Origin of the sequence: Pseudomonas fluorescens (genome assembly GCF_000730425.1) — a bacterium.
Classification (GTDB): Bacteria; Pseudomonadota; Gammaproteobacteria; order Pseudomonadales; family Pseudomonadaceae; genus Aquipseudomonas; species Aquipseudomonas fluorescens_X.
Genome location: NZ_CP008896.1, coordinates 2127410 through 2140823 on the forward strand (window position 1 = coordinate 2127410; position 13414 = coordinate 2140823).

Annotated in this window: 10 protein-coding genes; 3 read left to right on the plus strand and 7 right to left on the minus strand. The window is 56.2% G+C overall.

Going from position 1 to position 13414, the window contains the following annotated elements; genetic code table 11:
- Nucleotides 1–826: 826 nt before the first annotated feature.
- The 7 genes from HZ99_RS09240 to HZ99_RS09270 all read right to left on the minus strand — a co-directional run bounded on the left by HZ99_RS09240 (nt 827) and on the right by HZ99_RS09270 (nt 9223).
- Entirely contained in the window at nt 827–2764 is a 1938-nt protein-coding gene (locus tag HZ99_RS09240; RefSeq protein ID WP_038442538.1) for an LTA synthase family protein, read from the minus strand.
- A 251-nt stretch (nt 2765–3015) separates the two neighbouring features.
- Entirely contained in the window at nt 3016–4482 is a 1467-nt protein-coding gene (locus tag HZ99_RS09245) for an ArnT family glycosyltransferase (RefSeq protein WP_080727695.1), read from the minus strand.
- Between the two features lie 201 nt (nt 4483–4683).
- Entirely contained in the window at nt 4684–5637 is a 954-nt protein-coding gene (locus HZ99_RS09250; RefSeq protein WP_051903141.1) for an SdiA-regulated domain-containing protein, read from the minus strand.
- A gap of 16 nt (nt 5638–5653) precedes the next feature.
- On the minus strand, nt 5654–7111 hold the full coding sequence (locus tag HZ99_RS09255) for an ArnT family glycosyltransferase (protein ID WP_052435191.1): 1458 nt from the start codon (nt 7109–7111) through the stop codon (nt 5654–5656).
- A gap of 67 nt (nt 7112–7178) precedes the next feature.
- A complete protein-coding gene (locus HZ99_RS09260; RefSeq protein ID WP_038442541.1) occupies nt 7179–7472 on the minus strand; it encodes a lipid-A-disaccharide synthase N-terminal domain-containing protein in 294 nt (97 codons plus the stop codon).
- A 1-nt stretch (nt 7473) separates the two neighbouring features.
- Nucleotides 7474–8217 (minus strand): glycosyltransferase family 2 protein, encoded by a 744-nt coding sequence (locus HZ99_RS09265; protein WP_038442542.1) that lies wholly within the window; start codon nt 8215–8217, stop codon nt 7474–7476.
- 34 nt (nt 8218–8251) lie between these two features.
- On the minus strand, nt 8252–9223 hold the full coding sequence (locus tag HZ99_RS09270; RefSeq protein WP_038442543.1) for an NAD-dependent epimerase: 972 nt from the start codon (nt 9221–9223) through the stop codon (nt 8252–8254).
- Between the two features lie 501 nt (nt 9224–9724).
- On the opposite strand from HZ99_RS09270, the gene HZ99_RS09275 reads away from it, so the two are divergent.
- Genes HZ99_RS09275 through HZ99_RS09285 form a run of 3 tightly spaced genes read left to right on the plus strand, consistent with a single transcriptional unit; the run spans nt 9725 to nt 13407 of the window.
- Complete coding sequence (locus HZ99_RS09275; protein ID WP_038442544.1) at nt 9725–10738, plus strand: iron ABC transporter substrate-binding protein; 1014 nt, start codon at nt 9725–9727, stop codon at nt 10736–10738.
- A gap of 3 nt (nt 10739–10741) precedes the next feature.
- Nucleotides 10742–12340 (plus strand): ABC transporter permease, encoded by a 1599-nt coding sequence (locus HZ99_RS09280; protein WP_038442545.1) that lies wholly within the window; start codon nt 10742–10744, stop codon nt 12338–12340.
- A complete protein-coding gene (locus HZ99_RS09285; RefSeq protein WP_038442546.1) occupies nt 12337–13407 on the plus strand; it encodes an ABC transporter ATP-binding protein in 1071 nt (356 codons plus the stop codon). The genes HZ99_RS09280 and HZ99_RS09285 overlap by 4 nt, the downstream gene beginning before the upstream one ends.
- Nucleotides 13408–13414: the final 7 nt, after the last annotated feature.

A 13414-nucleotide genomic window follows, 5' to 3' on the forward strand; every position in this document is an offset into this window, starting at 1 on the left:
CGGGATTGCCGAAGCATGCAGCCTTCGATGAACTCGACACCCAACAGTTCCTTCGCTGTTGAGCTTTGTGTCAGACGCACCCTGACAGCGGGCGAGGTACACAGTCTTGACAATATATCTCGCCAACCAGCCCAAAGGCACTGGCCAAACGGCCAAGAAAACCTCCCCCCATAAAAAAACCCCGCCAGAGCGATCTGGTCGGGGCTTTTTACGTCATGGCCGGGCATGGGGCGGCGAGACTGCAGATGGTGTCCCAGGGCCGGTTCGAACGGCCAACCTTCCCCTTAGGAGGCAGATGCTTTGGTGAGTCAGCTTGATTCTGTTCGCTTCCTGAAACTCCACAAATCTCTGTTATTAAAGGGTCTATCTATTCTACTCGTGTCGTGAGGTTTCTCCTTGTAGCGTTCTGCATCATGGGAAGTGGGGACCGAAGTGGGGACTAGAATTGGCCACGAATACTGCTGGCAAAAGCGTGAACGATCAAAAGCTCGAGGGCATGCCGCCAGCATCCAAACCGCCTCGCACAGTCATCCGGGCGCCCTGTTCACGGTTCAGACGACCAGCGTAACACCGTGTGCGCTGATCACCGACCTGCAGATATCCGGCCTCATTTCCATGCCGCTGCCTTTCGTGGTGTCGAACGCATTGAAGATCTGCTCGTGCTCTTGACGTCAGCTCAAAAAGGCTAGAGAGGGTGTTCACTTCAAAATTAGGTGGACACCTTCGCCCCATTCGTTGCGATCAGGAGGGTGTGAGGGCTGGACGGTTACCCAGCTTTAACCCCCACATAAATAGACCGGTATGCGGGGGCGATTAGTGTCGGGAGCTATTGCTTGGTGATGTTTTCACTGCCGGGCCAATTCAACAATCCATGGGTGAAACCATAACTCGCGGCCTGGTAGTAGGTAATCGCACGTGAGACAAGAGGGTCGTCGAGTTGAACCGTCACCTCATGGCTGGCACCCAGCGCGTCATCGTGGCGTCGCAACATCGCTCGCGGGCTGAGAATCGCCAGATCTTTACCATCGAACAGGCCAAGGTGTTGGTAATTGCCTACCAAAACGCGGGGCGGCAAGGTGGAAGGCAGAAGCAAATTGCGACCAAAGAATGTCGATTCGTAATTGAGATTCAACAGGCCAAGCAGGGTTGGAGCCAGGTCGATCTGACTCGCTAGCTGGCCTTCTTCACGTGCCGGAATGAGCTTGGGCGCATAGATGAACAAAGGGATCTGGTAGTTGCGAATCGGAAGGTCTTCCTTGCCCGCGCTGCCAGCGGTGTGGTCAGCGACAAAGACGAAGATAGTGTCGTCGAACCAGGCTTTCTTTCGGGCTGCTTCAAGAAACCTGCCGATTGCATAGTCGGTATATTTCACAGCGCCGTCACGTCCGTCACCGGATGCAATGTCAATCCTGCCTTCAGGGTAAGTGTATGGACGATGGTTGGAGGTGGTCATCAGTTGCAGCAGGAAAGGTGTCTGTTTGGCAAAATTCTGGTCTGCCAGCTTCAGCGTTTGCTGGTAAAGATCTTCATCAGCCATACCCCAGGCATTTTTGAACTGGATCTCAGCTTCATCGACACTGCTTTGATCGACGACCCGATAACCATTTCCGCTGAAGAACGCATTCATGTTGTCAAAGTAGCCACGGCCGCCATACACAAAAACGCTGTCGTAACCGACGTGATTCAGCTGTTGGCCCAAGCTGGCGAAACCACTTTCACGGCCAACCCGTTTGACAATAGAGCGTCCCGGCGTCGGCGGTATAGACAACGTAATGGCTTCCAGGCCGCGGTCCGTCCTGGTGCCAGTGGCATAGAAGTTGTTGAAGTACAGGCTCTCTTTACGCAGTTGGTCGAGGTTGGGCGTCAGGTTACCGACGCCCCCATTGCTGCCCATGTACTTGGCGCTGAAGCTTTCGATTGTCACCAAAATAATATTATGTCGCTGGGTCTTATCGTTCTGGGTCACGATTCGACGGACATCGAGCGAATCCTTACCGATGAACCGCACATCGCCTTCCGCCAACTCTTGGTGGATGTTCTTGCCAAACGCGTCATTGGGCAACGTGCCGTAGAACTTATCGTAATCCAGCTCGTTATTGCGAAATGCGGCAAAGAACTGGTAGGGACCATTGCTGGCCAGCTCATGCTGATAGGTGTTGCCCCCCTTACCACGTGGAGTGTCTTGGTCAACGACCAACAGAACGACAGCACTCAGAGCGAAAATCACTGCGATACTCAGCAGGCGTTGGCGCCAGGACGGCAACGGCGCACCAATCACCCGCTGTAGAGGTTTGTGCAGAGCAATGCAAATGACAACCGCGATCACCGCCAGCCCGCTAAGCAATTTGCCAATTGGGTAGGACTCCAGGATGTTGTTCAACACCTCGTCGGAGTACACCAGATAATCCACGGCAATAAAATTGAAGCGTACGCCGAACTCGTCCCAGAACAGCCATTCAGCCACCGCAGTAAATAACATGGCGAAAACGCTGAGCGTCAGTAGCCCCTGCAAAAACCAGAGGTGACCGCGTAAACGCCACAGCGACGGCGGGCACAGCAGCAGATAAAGGCTCATCGGCGTTGCGGCGTACAGTAAAAAGCTCAGGTCGTATAAGACGCCGATGCCAAAGATCGACGCAAATGCAGTGCCCGACTCTGAAAGATGAGTAGCGAGTAACACTAGGCGGGTGAGGAAAAAAATCACTAGCCACAGGCTTGTGATTATCAGTAGGAAACGCAGAGGGGCTGAAGCGGGCAAACGCATTAAAAAACTCCTTGTTGTGCTCCCCTCCAGATTGCAAATTGCTGTGCCGATTGGCCGACAAGTCATAAGCACTGAGACATTCTTGTCTTCGAACTCACTGAATTACGACTCATTTGGAGGGGAAGTAAATCTATCCGACGAATTAGCAAAATTTCGTCAAAGCAATGAAGAGTACAGGTTATTGAAAAGGTTAGGCTGCAAGCGTTCGGCAAGCCCAACCTCCAGTCATGCAGAGCTTCAATGACGCAGTTTCAAGGTTTGATCTGGCCTTGATTGGCGCACAAAGAGCCCAGCCCGAGCAGCAGGGCCGAACGCTTGGGTCTCAGGTACGACTCGATCCGCGTCAGGGTGCAAGGCGCCAAGGCTTGCAATGCCGCAGGAAGCGGTTCCCGGACAAACAGCAGGCCCGGCGTATGGGCTACGCTGCTGGCTTCCAACTCGGTGATCGAACTGACGGGCCGACCCATGTAATAGACCAGGCGAATGTCCGCAGCTCCCAAGCTATAGGCCGGGAAGTTTGGGTACGCGTCGGTGGCGGCCTTTATCTGCGGAAATCCGTCGATCCGATGGGCGAACACCCGCCCTTCAAGGCCCAGGTAGAACAGCGTGTATCCCGCCAGTACCACGGCCGGAACAACGCGCAGACTCCAGCGCCACCAAGGGTGCCGGGCCTCGGTCAGCAGTTGGCTCCAGTGCCAGGCCAACAAAAGGGCGATGGCCGGGTAAACAGGCAACAAGTACTTGGCGTGCTTTTCGGTGAACAGCGAGAAGACCAGCAGCGGCACCAGAATGCAGCACAGCAACAGGGTCAACTGCGGGCTCAGACGGATGGCGTGCCAGAGTTGCCGCGGCCGCACCAGTAATATCAGCCAGAAGGGAAAGAAATCCCCACCCAAATACAACAGATAGGCATACCAGGCTTCTGCACCCTGGCCATTGATTTTCTTGACGATGTCTTCGTTGATGATGGCCGACCAGACTCCCCAGCCCTCCTGCATGGACACCGCCAGATACCAGGAAATCCCGATCAGCACCGCAAGCATCCAGCCCCGGCTGTCACACAGAAAAGCTCGGGCCAGGCGATCGCGGCTGATCAACGCATAGACCAGTATCGGTGCGGTCACCCACAACAGGCAGACCGGTCCCTTGGTCAGCAAGGCACAGCCGAGCAGCCCGTAACTGAGCCAGACCCAACTGCGACCACCTTGCGCGAACAGAAAGCGCCATGCACAAAACAGTGCCAGCAGACACAGGCCGGTCAAAGGCATTTCTATTTCTGCACGGCGGGCAAACAGGCTGAACCCGGCATTCGCCGCCAGGAACATCACAGCCAGCAGCGCCACTTGTCGCCCGGCGAATGCACGAGCCTGGCGATACAAGGTCAGACAACATACCGTCGCAAACAGCGCCGAAGGCAGGCGCACGCTCCATTCGGAGATGCTGCCCGACAGTGACATGCTGACCAGGGCCAGCCAATAGAACAGCGGCGGTTTGGACAGGTACAGCTCGCCGTTCATGTACGGCAACAGCCATTGGGCAGACTCGTACATTTCCCGTGTCGTCACCGCGCGCCGGGCTTCATTGACGCTCAGAAACGGCAGACTCCCCAGTCCCCAGTAAAACAGCAGCAGGAGCAACACCGCCACGCCCAGGGTTGGCCAGTCCAGCGCACGCCGCGCGGCTTGCATCCGCCGAAATACCTCGCCTTCTGTACTCATACGCGCCTCACTCATCCCAAAGATGCACGAAAATGCGTGAGTCTGCTCAACGGGTCAGCTCATCGTGTTTTCGTGAAAATAACAACGTATTGCGCCTTCAAGTCCGTCCCCGCGAGTTTTATTGGAGGGATAGTCGGGCGCTATAGCCACCCGGGATTTGCTCTTTGGGGGAAACTGAAGAGCTCATCCGGGGAAGCGACTTCAAGGTTTACGCATAAACGAATAGAACAAGTTCGGCTCCGCCACGACATACAAATGGCCTTGCGCATCCATGGTTACGCCTTCCGGATGCACGTTGGGCGAGAAAAAATCCTTCACGCCTTCGAGCAGACTTTTGTAGCTGACAAAGCGGCCTTCTTTATCCAGCTCAATCAATAATTTGGATTGCTCGCTGAGTAAAACGAGATGGCCAGTGCCCGGATCGTAATAAGCGTCGGCGATGTCACGCCCGAAAAAGCTATGGTTCACCCATTCAGTTCGATCGATCAAGTTGATGGACAAGTTTCCATTCAGGCTCTTCGACACTCCACCAATCTCATACAACTGTCGCGGGTCGCGCTCCTTGATCGCAAACAATCGGTCCCCTACAGGGTCATAGGTCACTCCTTCAAAGCCCTTATTGTTTGTGCTCAGGTTGACACCTACGGTGATGAACGGCTCTGCTCCCTTTCGAATAGTCGCGGACTTCTCGGGCAGTTGAATAAACGTCAGGCGCTGGTCACCCTCTTCAGAGACAACGACTCGACCATTGCCCATGTAGGCCAATCCTTCAGTATCGTCAAAGCCCTCAAGCGGATAACGCTCAAGTACATTGCCGGCTCGGTCGAGAGCGACAATTTGCATGAGCCCGCCGTTGGTAATGGTCAGCAACCGGTCATGGTCGTAGTCGTAGGTGATCCCTGAGATGTCTTCTTCAATGCCCTCTATTGGCTTGGCCACTACATCAGGCACAAAGCCTGGCAGCCATAAGCCAGTCGCTTGACTGGCACTGCTCCAGGTTTGCAGTACAGAGTGGTAAAGCTGCTGGTGCCAGTAGAAACGGGAGGAATTCGTCCCAAACACTCCTAACAACAGAAACACAAAAATAAAAATGCGTAGACGATGTCGTCGCTGAGGTCTTCGCAACCCCAGAGCAGCACTCAATTCAATATTCATAGAACAACTCCGCCCCTCACAGGGAACGCTTCCACACGAATGAGTAAACCTTGTCTGGCGCGGGAGACTGGCAACTATGGTTGTCCGCGTCCGCGCCAACCAGGAACCACTCAGCCCTTGAGGTATCGCCAACACTGCGAGCTTTTTGCAGGTCGTAACAACGTTCCAGATCGTGCGCGGGCACTAACGCATAGGCCTGCGGGTGGTTACGAAGCCAGAGGGCTGATTGCTCCAAAGCCCGGTGGTTCGCAAAGCCAAAATGCACAATAGGTTGCTGCGCGAACAACCAGTGTCCTTCACGCCAACCGACCAGCACCAACTCGGAGTTTCCAGTCAGTCGCGCCACTTCACGCATGATCGTTTCGTGAGGGTTAATGCCTTCTTTTCGGGGCTCGATGAAGCCGCGCACGAACCACGCGCCCAACCACACCGCGGTCAATACAACAAATACCGTCCGCCCCCTCGGACGCTTGCTGAACCATCGGCGCAGCATCCAGGGAATAAGTGGCGCCACTAACAGAATCAGTGCGGGCAACGCAGGAAAGATATACAGCTTGCGTTTGCCGCTGCTCAGGCTAAAAAACAACAACACCAGTACCACCCAACCGAGTAGCACCAACACTCGACCGTCATGCTTGGCCAGTTGCTTACGCCAAGCTGGCACTAGCCATGGGAGCATGAAAAAAATCGGCACCCAGTACTTGGGAATAACCTGGACGAAGAAATACCAAAAAGGTTCGCGGTGTTCCCACGCATTGGCGTAACGGCCAGCCGTTTGCTTCAGCAAGATTTCCTGAGCATAAGCCAGGCTATCGGAACTGCCCTGCAACACGATCACCACCAGAGGTCCCAGCCATACCGCAATGGCTGCCAACGCTACCAGCAGCCCCAGCCACCAGGCCCCCGCTTTGCCGGGAATGGGCACCACGCCTTTCCAACCTTTGCGCACCGCATACGCATAGGGGATCAGCATCAACACCGGCAGGAAGCCCACACCTTTGCTGATGATGCCAAACCCCATGGCTGCACAGGCAACGTAGTACCAGCGCCACGCCGGGCCGAGCAATAAATGCCTGCATAGACCGTAGATACCCAGAATTATCCAAAGAGCCAGAAAGCCATCAATCTGCCCCGTCCGTAAAATGCTGTAGGACTGGTAGGTCGCGAGAAACAATATCGCTGCAATTACACCTACTCGCCGGCTCCACAAGCGACGGCCCAGGTCATACAAGCAGGCCGTAGTAACGGCACCTGCTAATAGCGCGGGCAAGTACAGGGCCACTTTTGGCAGGTGAGTAAGCTGCACGAACAGCGCCACAGCCCACATGAAAAGTGGAGGTTTGTCTGCGTAAATTTCGCCAGCCCGATGGGGAATAAACCATGAACCGTTCTGCAGCATTTCCAGGGCTACGCCGAGAAAACGCTCTTCATCGACGTTCAACGGTTGGCGCCAGCCGAGACCCGCTCCCACCATGACCAACGTCAACACCACAAAAGCCAATAGCTCTAACCGCGAAGAAGATAGTCGTATCCGCACCGTCTCAGTCCTTTTTATCCAGTTCGTGGCTTTCCTGCTCACGATGCTTGGCAATCAACTGCAAATTGCGCAGGTACACAATAAAACCGAAGGACTGGCCGACAATAAAAACCGGGTCTTCGCGGTAGATTGCATATGCCAATAGCAGCGCACTACCGACGATGCTCAGGTACCAGAATGCGACAGGGATCACGCTGCGTTTTTTGTATTCGCTGTACAGCCACTGCAGAACAAACCGCCCGGTGAATGCCAACTGACCGACGAAGCCAATGGCCAACCACAAAGATTCTCTACCCATGTCAGACCTCGGACTCTTGTGCGTCGACTTCCAGGCGGGTGCGTTTTACCAGCCACCACACCCCGAACAGATCAACAATGCCCACGAGAGCCCGGTCAAGATTTCCGTAGTTGGAAGCCCCGGCTCCACGCTCACGGTGGTTCACCGGCTGAACCAACATTCGTCCGTTGTGACGGCGGATCAGTGCAGGAATAAAGCGGTGCATGTGATCGAAATACGGCAGGCGTAGAAACGCCTCGCGTTCAATCAACTTAATACCGCAGCCGGTATCGGGGGTCTGGTCTTTCAGCAAGCGACTGCGCAGATTGTTGGCGAATCGCGAAGCCCAGCGTTTGCTCGCCGTATCCCGGCGATTTACGCGATGACCCGCCACCAGCTTGACGCCTGCGGGTTTACCCTCCGAACCACGAACCAGGTCCAGCATTTTCGGTAGATCGGCCGGATCGTTCTGGCCATCGCCATCAAGGGTTGCCAACCAATGCCCACGCGCCACTTCAGCTGCGTGGTAAATCGAGGTGCTCTGCCCGAGGGAACGTGCATGACTGAGCACCCTCAATTGACTGTAACCACTACTTTGTAGCGTTCGTAATTCGATGGCGGTGGCGTCGGTGCTCCCATCGTCAACCACTATGACTTCAAAGGTCTCGTTGGCTAACGCGGCACGCACTTCCTCCAATAGTGGAATGAGGTTACCTGCTTCGTTTTTTGCCGGAATCAGGACCGACACATAAGGAGTTTCTTGCATGACGTTTCCGTAAATAAAGCGAAGAAGTGAGTAGCTAAACGCCGTAATAGTTGCGGTACCAATCCACAAACGACTGCACGCCGACGGACACCGTGATCTGCGGGCGAAAACCCACACGGTCTTCCAGCTCGCGAGTGTCGGCCCACGTGTTAAGAACGTCGCCTGACTGCAACGGCATGAAATTTTTCACTGACCGGATTCCCAGTGCCTCTTCAATGCACTCGACAAACTCCAGAAGCTTCACCGGCGCGCCAAATCCAATGTTGTAAACCTTGTTTCGCGCGCCGGTCTCATCGGTAGGTGGCAGCGGCATCAATCGCATAAGGCCTTCGACAATGTCGTCGATATAGGTGAAATCGCGGGACATTGCGCCATCGTTGTACACATCAATGGGGCGACCTTTCAGGATCGCGTCAGTGAATTTGAACAGCGCCATGTCCGGCCGCCCCCAAGGCCCATAAACGGTGAAAAACCGCAGACCGGTAGTGGGAATGCCGTAGAGATGCGAGTAGGAATGAGCCATAAGTTCATTGGCGCGCTTGGTCGCGGCATAGAACGACATCGGCCGATCGACAGGGTCAGTCGTGGCATACGGTAAATGGTCGTTCAATCCGTATACCGAGCTACTTGAGGCGTAAATCAGATGCGCCGGTCTATGAGCACGACAGGCTTCCAACACGTTAAGGAATCCCACCAGATTGCTTTGCGCATAGGCGTCCGGGTGGTCGATGGAATAGCGCACACCAGCCTGGGCTGCCAGGTGAACGACTTGCTCGAACTCATTTTCAGCAAACAAATCCAGCAGCGCTTGTTTGTCGGCCACATCCAGCAACTTGAACTGGAAATTGCGGCATGCCGCCAGTTGCGAAAGTCGAGCCTGTTTCAGCTCAACGCTGTAGTAGCTGTTGAGGTTGTCGATGCCAATAACCTCGTGGCCATCGCTGCATAGGCGCTTGGCGGTATGAAACCCGATAAAACCTGCAACGCCGGTTACCAGTACTCTCATACGCCTCGTCCTTGCGCGCGACAAACATCTGCTAAGCGGGTTGGCTGTGCCAAACCGACATAGTCACTACAAGGGACGGTCACTTCCATAAATCACTCTGCTAGATGGCAAGGCTTTTCTGTACCTGCAAAGGCTTATAATCAAAAAGAAATGAAAATTTCGTGAGTGGCAAGAGGTAATAGCGGGAAAGGGCTATAAACAACGAATTTTAAAGGAGAACAGGCTTTCTGCAGGCGCTATAGGCCACAACTTTTCTGTGCGTTCGGCTGGTGCGCAAAAGGGATGGATGGAGCGAAGGCGATGATCGTTTGATATCAATCAGAGGGCAATCAGGCGAGTGCCATCTACCGAATGAAAATGACATGTATTAACGGTTTTTTGACGTTTTTTTCTCATTTTGCTCTCTACATTCGCTGCACCTCAAAACATGCAAATGATTCGCATTGATAGCCGGCGAATCTGTGTGCATGACCTCTAAAAAGAATCAGGAGCTGCCACAGAATGATGCCCCCTATCCCCTCGTTCCTCAAAACAGCACTGCTGGCCACCGCGCTGCTGAGCGCCGGCCACGTGTATGCGGCAGAGGCTGATGGCATCGTGGTCTACAACGCTCAACACGAAAGCCTGACCAAAGCCTGGATCGAAGGCTTTACCAAGGAAACCGGAATCAAAGTCACCGTACGCAATGGCGATGATACCGAGATGGGGAATCAGCTTGTGCAGGAAGGCGCTGCGTCTCCGGCCGACGTGTTCCTGACCGAGAACTCCCCGGCCATGGTGCTGGTCGACAACGCGGGGCTGTTTGCGCCTGTTGCGCCGACCACTCTGGAACAAGTCGGTGCAGCCTATCGTCCGGCCCATGGCAAATGGGTGGGAATCGCCGCGCGCTCCACGGTGTTTGTCTACAACCCGGGCAAACTGCTCGAAGCCGAATTGCCGAAGTCGCTGATGGACCTCGCCGATCCGAAATGGAAAGGTCGCTGGGCGGCGTCACCGGCCGGTGCCGACTTCCAGGCCATTGTCGCCGCAGTGCTGGAGCTCAAGGGTGAAACCGCTACCCTCGAATGGTTGAAGGGGATGAAAACCAACTTCACCGCGTACCGGGGCAACAGTTCCGTGTTGAAAGCGGTGAATGCCGGGCAGGTCGACAGCGGCGTGATCTACCACTATTACAGCTTCGGGGATAAAGCAAAGAGCGGCGAAAACAGCAAGGACACTGCCTTGAACTATTTCAAGCACAAGGATCCGGGTGCATTTATCAGTGTCTCGGGTGGCGGCGTACTGGCGTCCAGTAAACACAAAGAACAAGCCCAGGCGTTCCTGAAGTGGGTCACTGGCAAAGACGGTCAGGAAGTGCTCAAGACCGGTAAATCGTTTGAATACGCGGTGGGTAAAAACGCTGAATCCAATCCAAAACTGGTGCCGTTGCAGCAACTCGACGCACCGAACGTCGATGCCTCAAAACTCGACAGTAAAAAAGCCGTGGAGCTTATGACTCAGGCTGGACTGCTTTAATTGATGCCTGAAACCTTGCTGACGGGTGTCGCTGAGGCGATTCCCGCGAATTTGCGGCGACGATCTCGTGGTCTCTTTGCGGGTCGCGGTGGCGAGTGGGTGGTCGGTTTGGCGGTGCTGGTGTCGCTACTGGCGCTGCTGCCGATTGGCTTCGTCATCGGCGTGTCCTATCAGGCCGGCTGGGCAACGCTCGTGCCGCTGGTGTTCCGCCCCCGCGTTGGCGAGTTGTTGATCAACACCGTGTTGCTGGTGGGGCTCACGATTCCCTTGTGCGTCACGCTCGGTGTGGCGCTGGCCTGGCTCACCGAGCGCACCGACCTGCCGGGGCGGCGTTGGTGGTCGTTGTTGGCGACCGCGCCGCTGGCGGTGCCGGCCTTCGTTCACAGCTATGCCTGGGTCAGCCTGGTCCCACCGATTCACGGGTTGTTTGCCGGGGTCCTGGTGTCGGTCATCGCCTACTTCCCGTTCATGTACCTGCCGGTTGCTGCGACGCTGCGTCGTCTCGATCCGGCCATCGAAGACGTTGCCGAATCGCTGGGTCTCAAACCTTGGGCGGTGTTTTTCCGAGTGGTGCTGCCGCAACTGCGCTTGGCCATCTGTGGCGGTGCCTTGCTGGTGGGCCTGCACCTGCTGGCCGAATATGGCCTGTACGCGATGATCCGCTTCGACACCTTCACCACGGCAATCTTCGATCAGTTCAAGTCCACCTTCAACGGCCCCGCCGCAAACATGCTGGCCAGCGTGCTCGCCCTGTGTTGCCTGGTGATGCTGACCGTCGAATCGACTTCTCGCGGCAGTGCGCGTTACGCCCGGGTCGGGTCGGGCAGCGCCCGCGAGCAGCGTGTTATGCGTCTGTCGCCGACCGCAAACACACTCGCGCTGACTTTACAGGTGCTGACATGCGCCCTAGCGCTGGGTGTGCCATTGATTACATTAGGCAAGTGGTTAATCGCCGGAGGTACGCAGGTTTGGCAACTGGACGAATTGATGCCGGCGCTGGAACAGACCCTGCTGTTCGGCGTTGCGGGTGCAGTCCTCACCACCTGCGCTGGCATCCCAATTGCCTGGCTGTCGATTCGCTCGCCGGGCCGGTTGCAACGTGTGCTGGAAAGCTGCAACTACATCACCAGTTCATTGCCCGGGATCGTCGTGGCCCTGGCATTGGTGACCGTCACCATCCATTTCGCCCGGCCGATTTACCAGACGACTATCACGGTGTTGCTGGCGTATCTGCTGATGTTTCTTCCGCGCGCCCTAGTGAGTTTGCGCGCAGGCATCGCACAGGCGCCGGTTGAGCTGGAAAACATGGCCCGCAGCCTAGGCCGCTCGCCCGCCCGTGCATTATGGCTGATCACCTTGCGTCTGGCCGCGCCCGGCGCTGCCGCAGGTGCCGCGCTGATATTTTTGGCGATCACCAATGAATTGACCGCCACCCTGCTGCTCGCCCCAAACGGCACGCGCACCTTGGCCACTGGATTCTGGGCCATGACCAGCGAGATCGATTACGCCGCCGCGGCGCCCTACGCCCTGTTGATGATCCTGCTGTCGCTTCCGTTGACCGGACTTCTTTATCACCAATCCAAACGAACGGCTGGCCGATGAACGCTCTTGAACTCCATTCCATCTGCAAATCCTACGGCGCCCATCAAGCGCTGGAGAGCATCAACCTGTCGGTGCCGACGGGCAGCCGAACAGTCATCGTCGGCCCGTCCGGCTCAGGGAAAACCACTTTGCTGCGAATGATCGCGGGCTTCGAGTTCCCGGATGCGGGGCGCCTTTCGCTCAACGGCCAGACGCTGGTCGACGACACGCACGAAGTACCCGCCCACCAACGCCAGATCGGTTATGTGCCTCAGGACGGCGCCCTGTTCCCGCACATGACCGTGGCCGCCAACATCGGATTCGGGCTTTCGACCAAGGGCGGCGCAAAACAGGAGCGCATCGCGGAGTTGATGGACAGAGTGGCGCTGGATGCGAACATGGCCAACCGTTGGCCCCATGAACTCTCCGGCGGCCAGCAACAGCGCGTGGCGCTGGCGAGGGCGTTGGCGCAACAGCCGCGCTTGATGTTGCTGGATGAACCGTTTTCGGCGCTCGATACCGGCCTGCGCGCCGCCATGCGCAAATTGGTCGCGCGGCTGCTAGGCGACGCTGGCGTCACCACCATTCTGGTCACCCATGACCAGAGCGAAGCTTTGTCGTTTGCCGATCAGCTGGCGGTGATGCGCAACGGTCGGCTGGTGCAGTCAGGCCATCCGCTGGATCTGTACCGTTATCCCGAGAATGAACAAACCGCGCTGTTTCTGGGGGATGCCGTGGTCATGCCCGCCAGAATCGAAGCCGGCTGGGCCCATTGCGATCTCGGTCGTATCCCGGTGAACAATCATCGGAACACCCAATCGGCGCAGATCATGCTGCGTCCCGAGCAACTGCACCTGGTCAGCATCCAACCAGGCCCTTCCGAAGAGGTCGGCTGCCGAGCCGTGGTCACCGAGCGCGATTTCAGCGGCAACACCTGCACCTTGACCGTGCAGTTACAGGCGCATGCAGCCGACGATCTGTCGGGACGATCTTTGATGGTTCGCAGTTCGGGCCTGTATGCACCACCTGCCGGCAGTGCGGTTTACGTCTCGATGATCGGTCATGCCCACGTACTGGGCAAACCTTGAGCTTTCA